The organism is Acidovorax sp. Root219, assembly GCF_001428665.1.
Lineage (GTDB): Bacteria > Pseudomonadota > Gammaproteobacteria > Burkholderiales > Burkholderiaceae_C > Acidovorax.
The window spans coordinates 50,877-68,743 of the sequence record NZ_LMIJ01000007.1; the positions used below are offsets into that span (position 1 = coordinate 50,877).

19 protein-coding genes are annotated in these 17,867 nt (G+C 68.2%); 12 read left to right on the forward strand and 7 right to left on the reverse strand.

From position 1 onward, the window contains the following. Positions 1–131: 131 nt before the first annotated feature. From ssuC to ASE28_RS06650, 7 genes are all read right to left on the reverse strand, one after another. A complete protein-coding gene (ssuC, locus tag ASE28_RS06625) occupies positions 132–1,001 on the reverse strand; it encodes an aliphatic sulfonate ABC transporter permease SsuC (protein ID WP_057265660.1) in 870 nt (289 codons plus the stop codon). Next, positions 998–1,372, reverse strand: a complete 375-nt coding sequence (locus ASE28_RS06630) for a VOC family protein (protein WP_057207042.1) — start codon at positions 1,370–1,372, stop codon at positions 998–1,000. Before ASE28_RS06630 ends, ssuC begins: the two co-directional genes overlap by 4 nt. Before the next feature lie 27 nt (positions 1,373–1,399). Then, the gene (ssuD, locus tag ASE28_RS06635; protein WP_057265662.1) at positions 1,400–2,563 is read right to left on the reverse strand and encodes an FMNH2-dependent alkanesulfonate monooxygenase; all 1,164 of its coding nucleotides are present in this window, start codon (positions 2,561–2,563) and stop codon (positions 1,400–1,402) included. Positions 2,564–2,586: 23 nt separating this feature from the next. Next, the gene (locus tag ASE28_RS32575) at positions 2,587–2,727 is read right to left on the reverse strand and encodes a hypothetical protein (protein ID WP_164470697.1); all 141 of its coding nucleotides are present in this window, start codon (positions 2,725–2,727) and stop codon (positions 2,587–2,589) included. A gap of 21 nt (positions 2,728–2,748) precedes the next feature. Beyond that, positions 2,749–3,720 (reverse strand): sulfonate ABC transporter substrate-binding protein, encoded by a 972-nt coding sequence (locus ASE28_RS06640; RefSeq protein WP_057265664.1) that lies wholly within the window; start codon positions 3,718–3,720, stop codon positions 2,749–2,751. Positions 3,721–3,895: 175 nt separating this feature from the next. Beyond that, positions 3,896–4,486, reverse strand: coding sequence for an NADPH-dependent FMN reductase (gene ssuE / locus ASE28_RS06645; RefSeq protein ID WP_057207049.1), 591 nt, complete (start codon positions 4,484–4,486; stop codon positions 3,896–3,898). Between the two features lie 31 nt (positions 4,487–4,517). Continuing rightward, positions 4,518–5,540 carry a sulfate ABC transporter substrate-binding protein gene (locus ASE28_RS06650; RefSeq protein ID WP_057265666.1) on the reverse strand — a complete coding sequence of 341 codons (1,023 nt, stop codon included), beginning with the start codon at positions 5,538–5,540 and terminating at the stop codon, positions 4,518–4,520. A gap of 159 nt (positions 5,541–5,699) precedes the next feature. On the opposite strand from ASE28_RS06650, the gene ASE28_RS06655 reads away from it, so the two are divergent. From ASE28_RS06655 to ASE28_RS06710, 12 genes are all read left to right on the forward strand, one after another. Continuing rightward, positions 5,700–5,975, forward strand: a complete 276-nt coding sequence (locus ASE28_RS06655; protein WP_057207053.1) for an oxidative damage protection protein — start codon at positions 5,700–5,702, stop codon at positions 5,973–5,975. Positions 5,976–5,997: 22 nt separating this feature from the next. Then, positions 5,998–7,929 (forward strand): FAD-dependent 5-carboxymethylaminomethyl-2-thiouridine(34) oxidoreductase MnmC, encoded by a 1,932-nt coding sequence (gene mnmC, locus ASE28_RS06660; RefSeq protein ID WP_057265668.1) that lies wholly within the window; start codon positions 5,998–6,000, stop codon positions 7,927–7,929. A gap of 135 nt (positions 7,930–8,064) precedes the next feature. Continuing rightward, a complete protein-coding gene (locus tag ASE28_RS06665; protein ID WP_057265670.1) occupies positions 8,065–8,868 on the forward strand; it encodes a sulfite exporter TauE/SafE family protein in 804 nt (267 codons plus the stop codon). Positions 8,869–8,878: 10 nt separating this feature from the next. After that, positions 8,879–10,663: a nitrite/sulfite reductase gene (locus ASE28_RS06670; RefSeq protein WP_057265672.1), complete on the forward strand. Its 1,785-nt coding sequence runs from the start codon at positions 8,879–8,881 to the stop codon at positions 10,661–10,663. A 30-nt stretch (positions 10,664–10,693) separates the two neighbouring features. After that, positions 10,694–11,086, forward strand: a complete 393-nt coding sequence (locus ASE28_RS06675) for a DUF934 domain-containing protein (RefSeq protein WP_057207061.1) — start codon at positions 10,694–10,696, stop codon at positions 11,084–11,086. 4 nt (positions 11,087–11,090) lie between these two features. Then, positions 11,091–11,714 carry a phosphoadenosine phosphosulfate reductase family protein gene (locus tag ASE28_RS06680; protein WP_057265674.1) on the forward strand — a complete coding sequence of 208 codons (624 nt, stop codon included), beginning with the start codon at positions 11,091–11,093 and terminating at the stop codon, positions 11,712–11,714. 21 nt (positions 11,715–11,735) lie between these two features. Continuing rightward, positions 11,736–12,686, forward strand: coding sequence for a sulfate adenylyltransferase subunit CysD (gene cysD, locus ASE28_RS06685; protein ID WP_057265676.1), 951 nt, complete (start codon positions 11,736–11,738; stop codon positions 12,684–12,686). Next, positions 12,686–14,044 carry a sulfate adenylyltransferase subunit 1 gene (locus tag ASE28_RS06690; RefSeq protein ID WP_057265678.1) on the forward strand — a complete coding sequence of 453 codons (1,359 nt, stop codon included), beginning with the start codon at positions 12,686–12,688 and terminating at the stop codon, positions 14,042–14,044. The genes cysD and ASE28_RS06690 overlap by 1 nt, the downstream gene beginning before the upstream one ends. Positions 14,045–14,179: 135 nt before the next feature. Next, positions 14,180–14,509 (forward strand): ferredoxin FdxA, encoded by a 330-nt coding sequence (gene fdxA, locus ASE28_RS06695; protein WP_057265679.1) that lies wholly within the window; start codon positions 14,180–14,182, stop codon positions 14,507–14,509. A gap of 21 nt (positions 14,510–14,530) precedes the next feature. After that, positions 14,531–15,610: an NAD(P)/FAD-dependent oxidoreductase gene (locus ASE28_RS06700; protein WP_057265681.1), complete on the forward strand. Its 1,080-nt coding sequence runs from the start codon at positions 14,531–14,533 to the stop codon at positions 15,608–15,610. 54 nt (positions 15,611–15,664) lie between these two features. Further along, entirely contained in the window at positions 15,665–16,366 is a 702-nt protein-coding gene (locus tag ASE28_RS06705; RefSeq protein WP_057265683.1) for a response regulator, read from the forward strand. Next, positions 16,363–17,697 (forward strand): ATP-binding protein, encoded by a 1,335-nt coding sequence (locus ASE28_RS06710; RefSeq protein ID WP_057265685.1) that lies wholly within the window; start codon positions 16,363–16,365, stop codon positions 17,695–17,697. Before ASE28_RS06705 ends, ASE28_RS06710 begins: the two co-directional genes overlap by 4 nt. Positions 17,698–17,867 lie beyond the last annotated feature (170 nt).

A 17,867-nucleotide genomic window follows, 5' to 3' on the forward strand; every position in this document is an offset into this window, starting at 1 on the left:
GAATCTTGGAATGCGGTGGTAGGGGTCCTACGGATTCGCGTTCGACCGTATGACTAGGCGGGAAGCCGCAGACAGTGCTGTAGCACGGCAAGGCGAACCAACGACGTCAGACGGTTGAAGGCGAATCCGTATCAGGCGCTCTGGTAGCCGGGGTGCCAGCGCAGCCAGTAGCCTTCCAGGCCCTTGGCGAACAGGTCGGCCAGCTTGCCCAGCAGCGCGTACAGCAGGATGCCCACGAGCACGATGTCGGTCTGCAGGAACTCGCGTGCGTTCATGGTCAGGTAGCCGATGCCCGACTGCGCCGAGATGGTCTCGGCCACGATCAGGATCACCCACATCAGGCCCAGCGAGAAGCGCAGGCCCACCAGGATGCTGGACAGCGCGCCGGGCAGGATGATCTGGCGGTACAGCTGCCAGCGCGACAGGCCATAGGTGCGCCCCATCTCGATCAGGCCCGGGTCCACGTTGCGGATGCCGTGGAAGGTGTTCAGGTAGATCGGGAAGAACACCGACACGCTGATCAGGAACAGCTTGGCCGACTCGTCGATGCCGAACCACAGGATCACCAGCGGGATCAGCGCCAGCGCCGGGATGTTGCGCACCATCTGGATGGTGGAATCGAGCAAGGTTTCGAACAGGCGCACCGATCCCGTAAGCAGCCCCAGCGCCAGCCCCAGGCCGCCGCCGATGGCCAGGCCCGCGAGCGCCCGGCCGGCGCTGACCTTGACGTGCGTCCACAGCTCGCCCGAGGCGGTCAACGTCCAAGCGGCCTTGATCACCTCCAGCGGCGCGGGCAGCACCCGGGTGGAGAGCCAGCCCAGCGACGAGGCCACCTGCCACACCACGATCAGGGTGACCGGCACGGCCCAGGGCAAGAGGCGCTGCAGCACGCCCTTGGCAAAGCGCAGCCATTGCGAGGGCACCAGCGGCGCCAGGCTGGGCGCGTCGATGGAGTCGGCCACAGGCGAGACCTGCAGCTCACGGAGGGATGATGAAGTCATGCGAACTCCTGTCGTTCGGTGTCGGGTTCCAGAAATTCCAGCTGGTTGCCCGCCGGATCTTTCACGTAAAAACGCAGGTAGCCGGGCAGCGCCCGGTTCTCCACCAGCGGCAGTTGGGCCTGCAGCAGGCGCCCGCGCAGCGCGGGCAGATCCTGCACCTCCAGCGCCAGGTGCGACACCGAGGGCGCGCCCTGCCAGTGGTCGGTGGGCACCAGGTCGATGCGCTGGGTACCGGCGGCAAAATGCAGCGCGTTGCCTGCGGCCAGCCGCACCTCGGGCAGGCCGAGCAGGCTGCTGTAGAAGTTGCGGATGGGTTCTTCCGAACCGGCCGGAAAGGCCAGTTGCACGTGGTTGATGGAATGGATGGCCATGGGCGGATCTCCTTGGGTGCCGTGCGCTCAGCTTTGCGAGGCGCGCGGTGGCAGCTCGTTGGCCACCGATTCGCCGAACGGGCCCAGCGGGTTGCCGCCGCTGAGCTTCTCGCGCACGGACAGGGGCAGCAGCGGGAACACCAGCTCGGCAAAGCGGTAGGCCTCTTCCAGGTGCGGGTAGCCCGAGAGCACGAAGGTGTCCAGGCCCAGGGCCGCGTATTCCGTGATGCGTGCAGCCACCGTCTTTGGGTCGCCCACCAGGGCCGTGCCAGCACCGCCGCCCACCAGGCCCACGCCGGCCCACAGGTTGGGGCTGATCTCCAGGTCCGCCCGCGCACGCTTGGCGCCACCGGCATGCAGACGCGCCATGCGCCGCTGGCCTTCCGAGTCCATGCGTGCGAACACCGCCTGGGCGCGCACCACGGTCGCATCGTCGACGTGGCTGATGAGTTCCTCGGCCGCGGCCCAGGCCTGCTCGTCGGTCTCGCGCACGATGACGTGCAGGCGGATGCCGAACTTCACCGTGCGGCCCTTTTTGGCCGCACGTGCGCGCACGTCGGCCACCTTCTTGGCCACATCGGCCGGGGGTTCGCCCCAGGTGAGGTAGGTCTCGACCTGCTCGGCCGCCAGGTCGTGGGCCGCGTCGGACGAACCGCCGAAGTACACCGGTGGATGCGGGTTCTGCAGCGGCGGGAACAAGAGCTTGGCGCCCTTCACCGTAAGGTGCTGGCCCTCGAAGTCATAGGTTTCGCCGGTGTGGCTGCGGGCCATGATCTCGCGCCAGATGCGGATGAACTCGGCCGACTGCTCGTAGCGCGTGGCATGGTCGAGGAACACGCCATCGCCCTCCAGCTCGGTCTGATCGCCACCGGTCACCAGGTTGATCAGCAGGCGCCCGCCCGACAGGCGGTCGAAGGTGGCGGCCATGCGCGCGGCCAGCGCGGGCTGGTGCAGGCCCGGGCGCACAGCGACCAGGAACTTGAGCTTCTTGGTGACCGCGATCAGGCTCGAAGCGATCACCCAGGGGTCTTCGCACGAGCGGCCGGTGGGAATGAGCACGCCTTCGTAGCCTAGGCTGTCGGCCGCCACTGCCACCTGCTGCAGGTAGTCGTGGCTGAGCTGGCGCGCGCCCTTGGAAGTGCCCAGGTAGCGGCTGTCGCCATGGGTGGGAATGAACCAGAAGATCTGCATAGGAAACCTCTTTTGTTATGGCGTCAGTAGGAGATGGCAAAGCCGAACCGGGGCGCACGCACACCCGCGCAGCGCGGCCGGGTGGGCAGGCCCCAGGAACTCGCGGTCACGCACAGCACGCGGCGCAATTGCTCGTGCAGGGGAAAGGGCATGGGGGTGTGCATGGAAGGCTCCCGGGAAGAGGGTCAGGCGCCCAGGTCCACCGGCGCGGCGTGCAGCAGGTTGAGCTTCTTGGGGATGAGCTTGAGTTCGAAGAAGGTGTCGGCGATCGACTGCTGCTCGGCGATGATTTCGCGCGTCACGGGGGCGGTGCCGAACTTCGCGCGGCTCAGGTACAAGTCGGTGATGCTGCGGTCCAGGCCCAGCACCGTGGTCAGCTCCGCAGCGGCCGCGCCCTGGTTCTTCGAGGCCCAGGTGTCGATGGCGTTGACCTCTTCGATGGCGATGCGCAGCACGTCGGCGTTGCGCGTGGCGTAGTCGCGCGAGGTGAAGTAGTAGGCGCGGTTGTTGACTACGCCGGTGGCGTCCACCAGCAGGCGGGCGTCCAGCGTCTTCTGCGCTGCGGCCAGGAAGGGGTCCCAGATGATCCAGGCGTCCACGGCGCCCTTCTCAAAGGCGGCGCGCGCGTCTGCCGGCGCCAGGAAGATCGACTGCACGTCACCGTACTTCAGACCGTTCTTCTCCAGCAGCTTGACCAGGAAGTACTGCACGTTGGAGCCCTTGTTGTAGGCCACGCGCTTGCCCTTGAGGTCGGCCACGCTGCGGATCGGCGAGTCCTTGGGCACGATCACGGCCTCCAGTGCCGGGCGTGGCACGGTGGCGCCGGCATACACCAGCGGCGCACCGGCGGCCTGGGCAAAGATCGGGGGCGCTTCGCCCACGTCGCCGAAGTCGATGGCGCCCACGTTGAGTGCCTCGAGCTGCACCGGGCCGGCGTTGAATTCGGTCCAGGTGACCTTCACGCCCAGCGGGGCCAGGCGCTTTTCGAGCGTGCCGCGGCCCTTGAGGATGGACAGCCAGCCCTTCTGGTGGCCTACGCGCAGCACGCGTGCCGGCGTCTGGCCGAACGCCGTTCCACCGGTGGCGCCCAGGGCGGCAGCGGCCAGGCTGGAAAGGACCACCTGGCGGCGGCGCGAAGAGAGGAAGGTTTGTGTCATGGCAAGGTGTCTTTCAGCAATATCTGGTGGTGCGGTGGTTCGACCGGTGGCGGCGGGCATGCGGCGGCCTGGCCTGCCCGCATCGGCGGGTGCCGGCTCGACAACAAAATGGGGAGAAAAGAGGGGGATGTGGATGCCGCCGGAGCGTTGAAAAGCTCGGGCGACACCCACTGCGTCAGACGCTACATCGCACCTGCGAGAAGTGCACCGGCGCAAAGCGCCCGGCCTGCGCAGCCGGGGGGCGCAGGGTTTCGGTGATCAGCACGTTCACCGCTTCGTCCAGGCGGGCGGCAATATCTGCATGCAGGTCGTAGGCGCCCTCGGGCGTCAGGGCGACCTGTGAGTCGGTGGCGTAGATGCCGGGCAGGATGTGCTTGGCGCCCAGCGACTGCAGCACGGGCCTGAGCGCATAGTCCAGCGCCAGCATGTGGTGCGGGCTGCCGCCCGTGGCCAGGGGCAGCACGATCTTGCCCTTGAGCGCGGTCTGCGGCAGCAGGTCCAGGAAGACCTTGAGCACGCCGCTATAGGCCGCCTTGTAGACCGGCGTAGCCACCACCAGCACCCGCGCCTGGGCCACCTGGTCGACGGCGCCGACCACCGTGGGGTGGGCGAAATCGGCCAGCAGCAGTGCCTGGGGCGACAGGTCGCGGATGTGGATGCGGTCCACCAGCGCGCCGCGCACCGACAGGCGTTGGGCCACGGCGTCCAGCAGGGCGGCTGAGCGCGAGCGTTCCGACGGGCTGCCGGCAATCAAGAGGGCTGACATGGAGAACTGTCCTTTGCGCGATGGGCGGGGTTCACTTGCGTGTATAGATCTGGTCGAAGCTTGCGTTGTCGGCGAAGTGGTCCTTGGCCGCCTTGTCCCAGCCACCGAAGGCGCCGTCGATGGTCACCAGGTTGAGCTTGGGGAACTGCTTGGCGTACTTGGCCTTGGCCTTGTCGGAAATGGCCGGGCGGTAGAAGTTCTTGCCGGCAATGTCCTGGCCTTCCTCGCTGTACAGGAACTTGAGGTATTCCTCGGCCACCACACGGGTGCCCTTCTTGTCCACGTTCTTGTCGACCACGGACACGGCGGGCTCGGCCAGGATGGACAGCGACGGCGCGATTACGTCGAACTTGGTGCCGAATTCCTTTTCGAGCAGGTAGGCCTCGTTCTCCCAGGCGATGAGCACGTCACCCTGGTTGCGCTGGGCGAAGGTGATGGTGGAGCCGCGGGCGCCGGTGTCCAGCACGGGCACGTTGCCGTAGAGCTTGGCTACGAAATCCTTGGCCTGGGCGTCGCTGCCCAGCTTGCGCTTGGCGAACTCCCAGGCGGCCAGGTAGTTCCAGCGGGCGCCGCCCGAGGTCTTGGGGTTGGGCGTGATCACGCTGATGCCGGGCTTGATGAGGTCGTCCCAGTCCTTGATTCCCTTGGGATTGCCCTGGCGCACCACGAGCACGATGGTCGAGGTGTAGGGCGAGCTGTTGTGCGGCAGGCGCTTTTGCCAGTCCTTGGGGATCCAGCCGCCGTTGGTGTGCAGGGCGTCGGTGTCGCCAGCCAGGGCCAGGGTGGCCACGTCGGCGTCCAGGCCGTCGATGATGGAGCGCGCTTGCTTGCCCGAGCCGCCGTGCGATTGCTTGATCGTCACGTCCTGCCCGGTCTTGCCCTTCCAGTACTTGGCGAAGGCCTGGTTGAACTCCACGTACAGCTCGCGAGTGGGGTCGTAGGAGACGTTCAGCAGCGTCACCGATTGGGCAAACGACGGCAATGCCGTCAGGGCCAAGCTGCCCACCAGGGCAGCGGCAAAGGGAAACTTGATAAAGTCGCGGCGAAAGTTCATGGAGGAGCCTCTTTGGATAGGAATGCGGAAAGGTGCTGGACACCGATGGACCGCATTCTGGGAGGCCGCCATCAAAACTTAAACAACTAAGATTTCAGTTCTTTATACCGAAACTATCTGAGCACTTCGCTCACACCACGATTTACAAGGAAAATCCCCATGGCACGCACCGTTCAATGTATCAAGCTCGGCAAGGAAGCCGAAGGCCTGGATTTCCCTCCCTACCCGGGCGAGCTGGGCAAGCGCATCTGGGAAGGCGTGAGCAAGGAGGCCTGGGCCGGCTGGCTCAAGCACCAGACCATGCTGGTCAATGAAAACCGCCTGAACCTGGCCGATGCGCGCGCGCGCCAGTACCTGGCACGCCAGATGGAGAACCATTTCTTCGGCGGCGGTGCCGACGCAGCAGCGGGCTACGTGCCCCCAACGCCTGAATAAGCGCTCAGCGCACACCCTGCCCATGTCCGAGCCTGTCGACTGGCTGCCGGACGGCACCCCCTACAGCCCCCGCTTCGGCGACCGCTACCACAGTGAAAACGGCGGCCTCACGCAGGCCCGCCAGGTGTTTTTGCACGGCTGCGGCCTGCCGCAGGCGTGGGCTGGGCAAGCGCAATGGCGCATCCTGGAAACCGGGTTCGGCTTCGGCCTGAACTTCCTGGTGACCTGGGCTGCCTGGAGGGCCGACCCCGAGCGCTGCAGCCTGCTGCACTTCGTCTCCACCGAAGCCTGGCCCGTGGGGGCCGATGACCTGCTGCGCGCCACCACGGCCCATCCCGAGCTGGCACCGCTGGCGCAGCAGTTGCACGCCCAGTGGTGGGGCCTGCTGCCGGGCGTGCACCGGCTGAGCTTCGACGCAGGGCGGGTGCTGCTCACGCTCTACGTGGGCGACACCCAGGCCATGCTGCGCCAGCAGGCGCTCACCGTGGATGCCGTCTACCTCGATGGCTTCAGCCCCCAGCGCAACCCGGAGATCTGGGATGCCCACACCCTCAAGGCCGTGGCACGCTGCTGCCGGCGCGGCACGCGCCTGGCCACCTGGACCATTGCGCGCGCCGTGCGCGATGCCCTGGCCCAGTGCGGCTTCGAGGTCACGCGCATGCCCGGCGTGCCCCCCAAGCGCGACAACCTGCACGCCACCTACAACCCACACTGGGAACCGCGCACCGCGCCGCAGACCCAGGCGGAGCCAGAATCCCGGCCACCGGGCGACTGCATCGTGATCGGCGGCGGCGTGGCCGGCGCGGCCTGCGCAGCCAGCCTGGCGCGGCGCGGCTGGCGCGTGCGGGTGCTGGACCAGGCGGCGGCACCAGCGGCCGGCGCCTCGGGCCTGCCCGCCGGCGTGTTCGCACCCCATGTCTCGCCCGACGACAGCCTGCTGTCGCGCCTGTCGCGCAGCGGGGTGCGCGCCACCCTGACCCAGGCCTGCGCGCTACTGCACGAGGGGCAGGACTTTGGCCAGAGTGGCGTGCTGGAGCGCCATGCCGCCGACAAGGCCCGCAACAAGGCCCTGCCCGCCACCTGGGCCCAGGGCCCCGGCACCGACTGGAGCCAGCCGGCCAGCGAAGACACGCTGCGACAGGCCCAGCTACCGGCCGGCACCCCCGCCAACTGGCACCCCCATGCGGGCTGGCTGCGCCCTGCGCGCCTGGTGGCCGCGCTGCTCGCCCAGCCGGGCATCAGCTGGCAGGGCGACTGCTGCGTGGCCCGGCTGCAGCGCGTGGACGATTCACCCGACGCCGCATGGCAGGCGCTGGACGCTGAAGCCCATGTGCTCGCCCAGGCCCCGGTGGTAGTGATTGCCGCAGGCGCCGACAGCCGCCCTCTGCTGGCCAGCCACTGGCCCCTGCAGGCCTTGCGCGGCCAGGTGTCCATCGGCACCTATGGGCCCGGCGCTGCGCCGCTGGCGCCCTTCCCGCTCAACGGCAATGGCAACCTGGTGCCGGATTTCCCGCTGTCCGATGCACCGGGTGCACCACGCGCATGGATCATGGGATCGACCTTCGAGCGCGGCCTCACTGCGCTGCCGCCCACGCCCGCCGAGCAACGGGAGGCCCATGCCGCCAACCAGGCCAAGATGCAGGGGCTGTTGCCACCCGCAGCCGAGCGCCTGCAGGCCGACTTTGCCGCCATGGCGGGCCCGGATGCACCGGCCGATGGCCTGCGCACCTGGGCCGCCGTGCGCTGCACCCTGCACGACCGGCTGCCCGTGGTGGGCCCGGTCGATGGCGTGGCCCTGCCGGGCCTGTGGGCCTGCACGGCCATGGGCGCGCGCGGGCTGACCCTGTCGGTGCTGTGCGGCGAACTGCTCGCGGCCCGGCTGCAGGGCGAACCGCTGCCGCTGGATGCAAAGCTGGCCAGGGCGCTGGGCGCCGAGCGGCTGGCCGGCGTGTAACCCACAGGCAACAAGGGCGAGGCCCCTCTCCACGCTGCGCAAACCCGCACCAGCATTGGCGCATAAGCTTATCCGCATAAGGGCAGGACAAAACAATAGTTTGTTTCCATAAGCCGCCCCCCTACATTCGCTGGCATGCACGATCTGGCGTTTGTCTTTGCGGGGTTTGCGGTAGGCCTCATCGTTGGCCTGACCGGTGTGGGCGGTGGCTCGCTGATGACGCCTGTGCTGATCTTTTTCTTCGGCATCAAGCCCCACCTGGCCATCGGCACCGACCTGCTGTTCGCCGCCTTCACCAAGATGGGCGGCACGGTGAGCATGGCGCGCCAGCGCCTGGTGCCTTGGCGCGTGGTGGGCCAGCTGTGTGCGGGCAGCATCCCTGCCGCCATCCTGGCGCTGTGGGCGCTCAAGGAACTGGGCCCGGCCAGCGCCCAGGCCCAGCGCATCATGACCACCACGCTGGGCTTTGCCCTGCTGCTCACGGCAGCGGCCACGCTGTACAAGGTGGTGGCCTTTTCGCGCCAGCGCCAGGCGGCTGACCAGGCCCTGCGCCTGGCCAACGCCGATCAGGCCACCCGCCCGCGCCACTGGAGCCTGCCGGTGCTGCTGGGCGCAGTGATCGGCACGCTGGTCACCTTCACCTCGGTGGGTGCGGGCGCCATCGGCGTTACCGTGCTGCTGCTGGTGTACCCACTGCTGCCGCTGCCACGCATCATCGGCGCCGACATTGCCTACGCCGTGCCATTGACCCTGGTGGCAGGATTGGGCCATGCCTCACTGGGCTCCGTGGACTGGAGTTTGCTTGCACAATTGCTGGCTGGCTCGCTGCCGGGCATCTGGCTGGGCTCACGCTTGGTCACCCGCACGCCCGAGCGCCTGATCCGCTCCGCCCTGTCCGTCCTGCTGGCCTGGGCAGGCGCCAAATTGATAATGATCTGAGTACCCCACGATGTACCAATACACAGAATTCGACAAAACGTTCGTCCACCAGCGTTCGCGCCAGTTCCGCGACCAGCTCGAGCGCTGGCAGGCCGGCAAGCTGCCGGAAGACGACTTCCGCCCCCTGCGCCTGCAGAACGGCTGGTACGTGCAGCGCTACGCGCCCATGCTGCGCGTGGCCGTACCCTACGGCGAGATCGCCAGCCGCCAGCTGCGCGTGCTGGCCACCATCGCGCGGGACTACGACGAACCCGAAGCCGCTGTCTTCAAGGCCGCCATGGAAGGCCAGGGCTTGCTGGGCACGACCTTTTTGCCCAAGAACTGCGCCCACTTCACCACGCGCACCAACGTGCAGTTCAACTGGATCCCGCTGTCCAAGGCGGCCGACGTGATGGACCTGCTGGCCAGCGTGGACATGCATGGCATCCAGACCAGCGGCAACTGCATCCGCAACACCACCACCGATGCACTGGCCGGCGTGGCCGTGGACGAGCTGATCGACCCCCGCCCCTACGCCGAGATCCTGCGCCAGTGGACCACGCTGCACCCCGAGTTCGCCTTTTTGCCGCGCAAGTTCAAGATCGCCATCAGCGGCGCGGCGGACGACCGCGCGGCCACCGGCTGGCACGACGTGGGCCTGCACATGGCCCGCAATGAGGCCGGCGAGATCGGCTTCAAGGTCTTCGTGGGTGGCGGCATGGGCCGCACCCCGGTGATCGGCACCGTGATTCGCGAGTTCCTGCCGTGGAACCAGATCATGAACTACATCGAGGCCATCGTGCGCGTGTACAACGAGCACGGCCGGCGCGACAACAAGTACAAGGCGCGCATCAAGATTCTGGTCAAGTCCGAAGGCCAGAAGTACATCGACGATGTGGAAGAAGAGTACCGCCAGATCATGGAGATCGACGGTGGCCCGCACACCGTGCCCCAGGCCGAGTTCGACCGCGTGGCCGCCTGCTTCGTGCCGCCCGTGCTGGCCGACATCCCCGATGCCGACCCCGCCGCCCTGGCTGCATCGCTGCAAGCGCAGGCCGCCGAGCACGTGGCCTTTGGCCGCTGGCTGCAGCGCAACGTACACGCACACAAGAATGCACAGCTGCGCGCCGTCACGCTGTCGTTCAAGCGCGCAGGCCAGTCGCCCGGCGATGCCACCAGCGAACAGCTCACGGCCCTGGCCGACCTGGTGGACCAATACTCCGCCGGCGAAGCCCGCGTCACGCACGACCAGAACGTGCTTCTGCCCTGGGTACACGCCAGCCGCCTGTTCGACCTGTGGCAGGAAGCCAAGGCCCTGGGCCTGGCCAGCGCCAACGTGCAACTGCTCACCGACATGATCGCCTGCCCCGGCGGCGACTTCTGCTCGCTGGCCAATGCGCGCTCGCTGCCCATTGCCGAAGCCATCACGCAGCGCTACCAGGACCTCGACGAGCTCGACGACATCGGCGAGATCGACCTGCACATCAGCGGCTGCATCAACAGCTGCGGCCACCACCACAGCGGCCATATCGGCATCCTGGGCGTCGACAAGGACGGCAAGGAGTGGTACCAGGTCACGCTGGGCGGCTCGGACGGCTCCGACCTGTCGGGCGCGGCCGTGGCCGGCAAGGTGATCGGCCCCTCGTTCTCGGCGGCCGAAGTGCCTGACGTGATCGAAGCCGTGCTCGGCACCTACCGCGACCTGCGCGAAAGCGGCGAGACCTTCCAGAGCACCGTGCGCCGCGCCGGCCTGGACCCGTTCAAGGAAGCCGCCAAGACGGCCCGCCACAAGGAAGAGGCCGTGGCTGCCGCCTGAGCCCCGCCCCAGAACAGAGATAGACACCCCATGAAGATACTTGCATCCCAAGACCACCAGGCCCCTGCCGAAGGCGACACGCGCAGCGTGGCGCTGGCCAACGATGCCGATGCCCTGGCGCTGGCGCTGGACGGCGTGGAGCGCGTGGACCTGCACTTCCCCAGCTTCACCGACGGCCGGGCTTTCAGCCAGGCCTTTCTGCTGCGCCGCCGCCGCGGTTTCAAGGGCGACATCCGCGCCACGGGCGACGTGCTGATCGACCAGCTGGTGCAGATGCAGCGCACGGGCTTTTCGTCGGCCGTGCTGCGCGAGGGCGTGGACGCAGCGGACGCGCAGCGCCAGTTCGAGATGTTCCCTGGCTTCTACCAGGGCGACGCGGTCAACCACCAGCCGATCTTTGCCGACAAGGCCGTCACCGCATAACACCATGAGCCAATTCGATCTCGCATCCGTAAACGCCGAACTCGGCCGCAACGCCGAGGGTCTCGTCGCCTGGGCCCTGGGCCTGGGCCAGCGCCCCATCGTCACCACCAACTTCCGCCCCTTCGAGGCCGTGATCCTGCACATGGTCAGCCGCGTGCAGCCCGATGTTCCGGTGGTCTGGATGGACAACGGCTACAACACCGAAGCCACCTACCGCTTTGCCGATGAAGTGACGAAACAGCTCGGCCTGAAGCTGCAGATCTACCTGCCGCGCCGCTCGCGTGCGCACCGCGAGGCCGTGGAGGGCGCAACGCCCGGGCTGGACGACCCGCGCCATGCCGCCTTCACCGAAGAAGTGAAGCTGGAGCCCTTTACCCGCGCCCTGCGCGAGACGGCCCCCAAGGTCTGGTTCACCGCGCTGCGCGCCACCGACACCGCCGTGCGTGCGCAGATGGACCCGGTGAGCATCAACCCCGACGGGCTGATCAAGGTCGCGCCGCTGCTGCACTGGTCGTCCAAGGAGCTGTACGAGTACTGCCAGCAGCACGGCCTGCCGAACAACTTCGACTACGTGGACCCCACCAAGGGCGAAGAGAACCGCGAGTGCGGCCTACACATCGCGCATTGACCCCCCACCGCTGACCCGACCATGAACGCCCGCACCGATGCCGCGCTGCTGCAGAACAAGAACATGAGCCACCACCTGAACAATTCGCACCTCGACGCCCTGGAAGAGGAAACCATCTTCATCCTGCGCGAGGTGGCTGCCGCCTTCGAGCGCCCCACCCTGCTGTTCTCGGGCGGCAAGGATTCGCTGGTGATGCTCAAGTGCGCAGAGAAGGCCTTCGGCGCGGGCCGCATCCCCTACCCGCTGCTCATGATCGACACGGGCCACAACTTCAAAGAGGTCACGGACTTCCGTGATTCGCGCGCCAAGGAACTGGGTGCCGAACTCATCGTGCGCAGCGTCGAGGACTCCATGGCCCGCGGCACCGTGCGCCTGGCCCACCCCGGCGAGAGCCGCAACGTGCACCAATCGGTCACGCTGCTCGAAGCCATCGAGGAGTTCCGCTTCGACGCACTGATCGGCGGCGCCCGCCGCGATGAAGAGAAGGCCCGCGCCAAGGAGCGCATCTTCTCGCACCGCGACAGCTTCGGCCAGTGGCAGCCCAAGGCCCAGCGCCCCGAGCTGTGGACCCTGTTCAACACCCGGCTGCAGCCCGGTGAGCACTTTCGCGTGTTCCCCATCAGCAACTGGACCGAACTCGACGTGTGGCAGTACATCGACCGCGAGCAGATCGGCCTGCCCAGCATCTACTACACGCACAAGCGCGAGGTGGTGGACCGCCGGGGCCTGTTGATGCCCGTGACCGAGCTGACGCCACCGCGCGAAGGCGAGACGGTGCAGACGCGCGACGTGCGCTTTCGCACCGTGGGCGACATCACCTGCACCGCACCGGTGGAGAGCACGGCCGCCACCCCGGCAGAGATCGTGATCGAGACCCTGGCCGCCGACGTGAGTGAGCGCGGCGCGACCCGCATGGACGACAAGACGAGCGACGCCTCGATGGAAAAGCGCAAGAAGGACGGGTATTTCTGATGACCACCGCATACCAAGCCACCGCCCCTGCCGCAGCCAACGCTGGCAGCAACCATGCCTCGGCCCTCAAGTTCATCACCTGCGGCAGCGTCGACGACGGCAAGAGCACGCTGATCGGCCGCCTGCTGGTGGACAGCCGCGCCGTGCTGCAAGACCATCTGGCCGGCGTGCAGCGCGGCGGCGAGACGGACCTGGCCCTGCTGACCGACGGCCTCTCGGCCGAGCGCGAGCAAGGCATCACCATCGACGTGGCCTACCGCTACTTTGCCACCGAGTCGCGCAAGTTCATCATCGGCGATGCGCCCGGCCATGAGCAGTACACGCGCAACATGGTCACCGCCGCCAGCAGCGCCGACGCCGCCGTGGTGCTGGTCGATGCCACCAAGCTCGACTGGCAGAACCCGGCCCTGGCGCTGCTGCCGCAGACGCGCCGCCACTCGCTGCTGGCCCATCTGCTGCGCGTGCACTCGCTGGTGTTCGCCGTGAACAAGCTCGATGCCGTGGCCGAACCCGAACTGGCCTTCGCCCACATCAGCGCCGCCCTTGCGAAGTTCGCCGCAGATGCCGGCATTGCCGTGCGCGCCACGGTGCCGGTCTCGGCCCTGAAGGGCTGGAACGTGGTGGACGCCCACGCCAGATGGTGCGGCTACAACGGCCCCACGCTGCTCGAAGTGCTCGAACAATTGCCCAACACCCCGGCCGACACGGGCCTGCCGCTGGCCTTCCCGGTGCAGTGGGTAGAGAAGTTCTCGTCCTCCGCCGACACGTCGCAAGGCCGCCGCGTGTTCTGGGGCCGGGTGGCCGCAGGCGCCGTGGCGCCCGGCACGGCCGTGCAGATCTTCCCGAGCGGTCAGAGCGCCACCGTGGCCCAGGTGCTCGACCATGCGCGCCGCCCCGTGGGTGTGGATGCGGGCCAGAGCGCCGGCATCATCCTCGACCGCGAGGTGGACGTGTCGCGCGGCGACTGGATCCTGGCCGCGCCCACGCCCGCTGCGGCGGCTGCCGAGGACGATTTCGACACGCCCGCTGCCGTTCCGGCCTGGCCCGCCAGCCGCGAGCTGCGGACCACCGTGGCCTGGATGGACGACGAGCCGTTGGTGGCCGGCCGCGTTTACTGGGCGCTGCACGGGCACCGCTGGGTCAAGGCCAAGGTCAAGCGCGTGGTGCACCGCCTGGACATCAACACCCTGGCAGAGGACGACGCCACGCAGCTTGACCCCAACGCCATCGGCCACGTTGAACTGCTGCTGCAGGAGCCCCTGCCCGCCGCCCCGTTCGGCCAGGCGCGCGTGCTCGGCTCGCTGATCCTGGTGGACACGGCAAGCCACAAGACCGCCGGCGCTGTGCTGGTCAACTGATCCTCATTCGCAATGAGTGCACATTTGTGCGCCCAAAACCCCTGCGTCACCCTCTCGGACCCAGGGGCCCAGCAACCCAAGGCCGGTGAAAGCTTCTAAAATAGAGGGTTTTCACCGACCCACACAACTCTCGTCATGACCCACGTCGTCTCCGAAAACTGCATCAAGTGCAAGTTCACCGATTGTGTGGACGTCTGCCCCGTGGACTGCTTCCGCGAAGGCCCGAACATGCTCGTCATCGATCCCGATGAGTGCATCGACTGCGCCGTCTGCATCCCCGAGTGCCCGGCCAATGCCATCTTTGCCGAAGAAGACCTGCCGGCCGACCAGATCGCTTTCATCAAGCTGAACGCCGACCTGGCCTTTGCCGATGGCTGGAAGAGCATCACCAAGCGCAAGCCCGCCCTGCCCGACGCCGACGAGTGGAACGGCAAGCCCGGCAAGGTCAACGAGCTGGTCCGCTGAGCGGCATCGCTGCATTCGCCGGTGTCCACGCTCGCGCAATCGTCCCCTCCCATCGCCACGGATGCCGTGGTCATCGGTGCAGGCCCGGTGGGCCTGTTCCAGGTATTCCAGCTCGGCCTGCAGGGCATCACCACCCATGTGATCGACGCGCTGCCCCATGCCGGCGGCCAGTGCGTGGAGCTGTATGGCGACAAGCCCATCTACGACATACCGGGCGTGCCCGTGTGCAGCGGGCGCGAGCTGGCGGCCTTGCTGCTGCAGCAGATCGCGCCCTTCCAGCCGCACTGGCATCTGGCCAGCCTGGTCGCGTCCGTGGCACTGCAGGACGATGGCCGCATCCTCGTTGAAACCAGCCAGGGCCAGGCCCTGTTGGCGCGCAGCGTGTTCATCGCTGCCGGCGTGGGCGCCTTCGTGCCGCGCACGCTCAAGGTCGAGGGCATCGAGCCTTTTGTCGGCACGCAGGTGCACTACCAGCACCTGCCCGCAGGCACCGTGGTGACCGGCCAGCGCGTGGTGGTACATGGCGGCGATGACGCCGCCGTGGCCCATGCCATCACCCTTGCAACCCTGCCCCAAGCCGAAGCCCCTGCCATCGTCCGCCTGCTGTACCGGCGCGATGCCTTCCAGGCGCCACCCGAGCAGTTGCAGCAATTGCAGGCCCTGCGCGATGCGGGGCGTATCGAGGTCATCGTCGGCCAGATCACCGGCGTGGTGGCCGAGGGCGGGCGCCTGACCGCGCTGCAGGTGGTGGACACCGAGGGCCTCACCGCCAACGAACCGCTCGACTGCCTGATCGCCGCCCTGGGCATCTCCCCGCGACTGGGGCCGATTGCCGACTGGGGCATCGCCATCGAACGCAAGCAGCTGGTGGTGGACACCGCCAGCTTTCGCACCAGCGTGCCCGGCATCTACGCCGTGGGCGACATCAATACCTACCCGGGCAAGCGCAAGCTCATCCTGTGTGGTTTTCACGAGGCCACGCTGGCCGCCTTTGCCGCGGCCGAAGCCCTGAGCGGCGACAAGGTGGCCTTGCAGTACACGACCACCAGCCCGAGGCTCCACGCGCTGCTGGGCGTTGCCGCACCGCAAGCGGCCTCCTGAATCCGCCAGGGCTGTGCTACCTTCGGCCCTTCACCACTGCCACAAGATTTCCGCATGATCCGATGCCTGCTGGTGGACGACGATCCCGCCATCCGCACCCTGCTGCTCGACTACCTGGGAACCTTCGGCTTCATCACCGAGGCCGTGGGCGACGGCCGGGGTATGCGTGCCGCGCTGGCGCGCCAGGGTTTTGACGTGGTGCTGCTCGACCTGATGCTGCCCGACGAGGACGGCCTGACCCTGTGCCAGTGGGTGCGCCGCGACCATGGCCAGTTGCCCGTGATCGTGCTCACCGCTCAGGGCGACCCGATGTCGCGCGTGCTGGGACTCGAACTCGGGGCCGATGACTACCTGTCCAAGCCCTTCGAGCCGCGCGAGCTGGTGGCACGCATTAAGGCCGTGCTGCGCCGCGGCACCGCCGCCCCGCCACAGGCCGATGCACCCCAGGTGCGCTTCGAGGGCTGGACCTTCGACCGCCTGCGGCGCGAACTGGTCTCGCCCGACGGCACCATGGTGGCGCTGTCGAGCGCCGAGTTCCGCCTGCTGGAGGCCTTTACCGCCCATGCCGGCAAGGTGCTCAGCCGCGACCGGCTGCTCGACCTCTCGCGCGCCCCCGGCGTGGTGGTGAGCGACCGCAGCATCGATCTGGCCGTTTCGCGGCTGCGCGGCAAGCTCGGTGAAGGCCAGCGCGATCGCCCCCTGATACGCACCCTGCGCGGCGAGGGCTACCTGTTCGACGTGGAGGTGCAGCGGTGAAACCCGCGACACCGGGCAAGCGCTGGAACTGGCGCCGCCTGGACACCCTGTTCCTGCGCCTGTTCATCCTCATGTGGGTAGCATTGGCCGGCAGCCACCTGGTGGCCTACCTGGTGGTCACCAACCTGCGCCACCAGCAGGACCTGGGCACTGCGCTCTCGCGCCTGCCGCCGCTGGCCTCGCTACCGCCTGGCAACCCCCTCACCGGCTCCGGCATGCCCGGTGGCCCGCCGCCGCCCCGGTCAGGACCGAATGCAGGCCCCGGCGGCAGCCCCTGGCCCGGCCCGCCGCCCACGGGTGGGGGCGAGCGCATGGCTGCGCCGCCGTCCTTCCAGCCCCCCGGGGGCAGCGCGGGCAGCGGCGATGGCCGCCCGCCCAACCCGTTCACAGCCCCGGGTCCGCAGCGCAAGGGCGGCCCCATGCCCCTCAATTCCCAGTGGATGGACTACGGCATCCGCTTCGTGCTGATCGGCCTGGCCGCCTTCCTGGGCGCGCGCTGGCTGTCTCGGCCCATGCTGCGCCTGTCGCATGCGGCCAGCGCCCTGTCGCAGGACATCGACAAGGGCGGCAAGCCGCCCGTGCTCGACGAGCAGCTCGGCACGGTGGAGGTGCGCAACGCCGCGCAGGTGTTCAACCAGATGTCGCAGCGGCTCAAGGAGCAGTTCGACGCGCGCGGCCTGCACATGGCCGCCGTGTCGCACGACCTGCGCACGCCCTTGACCCGGCTGCGCATGCGCGTGGCACAGTGGCCCGAAGGCCCGGCGCAGCAGGCCGCCATCAGCGACATCCGCGAGATGGACGAAATGATCGGCGACACCCTGGCCGTGCTGCGCGAGCAGCACGAGGGCAGCCAGGCCCGCTCCATTGACCTGGTGGCCCTGCTGCAGGCGCTGGTGGACGACCTGGCCGACCAGGGCCAGCCCGTGCAACTGCAGGCCCCGGTCGGCAGCGCACCCGTGCGCGTGCGCGCACGCACCGCTGCACTGCGCCGCGTGATCGGAAACCTGGTGGGCAATGCCGTGCGCCATGGTGGCGGCGCCACGCTCAGCGTGCACGCCCTGCCCGAAGGCGCGGTGCTGCACATCGACGACTCGGGCCCGGGCATTCCCGAAGCGCAGTTGGGGCAGGCGTTGGAGCCCTGGGTGCGGCTGTCGCAGGACCCGCTGCCGGCGCACGCGATGGCCGGCGACCTCCCGGGGAACACGGCGGGCTATGGCCTGGGCCTGGCCATCGCGCGCGACCTGGCGGAGCGCGATGGCTGCCGGCTGAGTCTGCACAACCGGCCCGAGGGCGGGCTGCGCGCGCAATTGGTGATACCGCTGGCAGGCTGACTGCTTGCTGCGAGAGGCCCGCAGCGCGTCCTCTTGTGCCGAAGCCAAAGTCCGGGATGTGAGCCCCGTGCTGCCACTGTTTTTGGCGGTGTGCCTTGGTTGAGGGAGGAGGCCGGGATGTGCGCCCGGCGGCGCACCTACTTTCTTTTTGCGCAAAAAGAAAGTAGGCA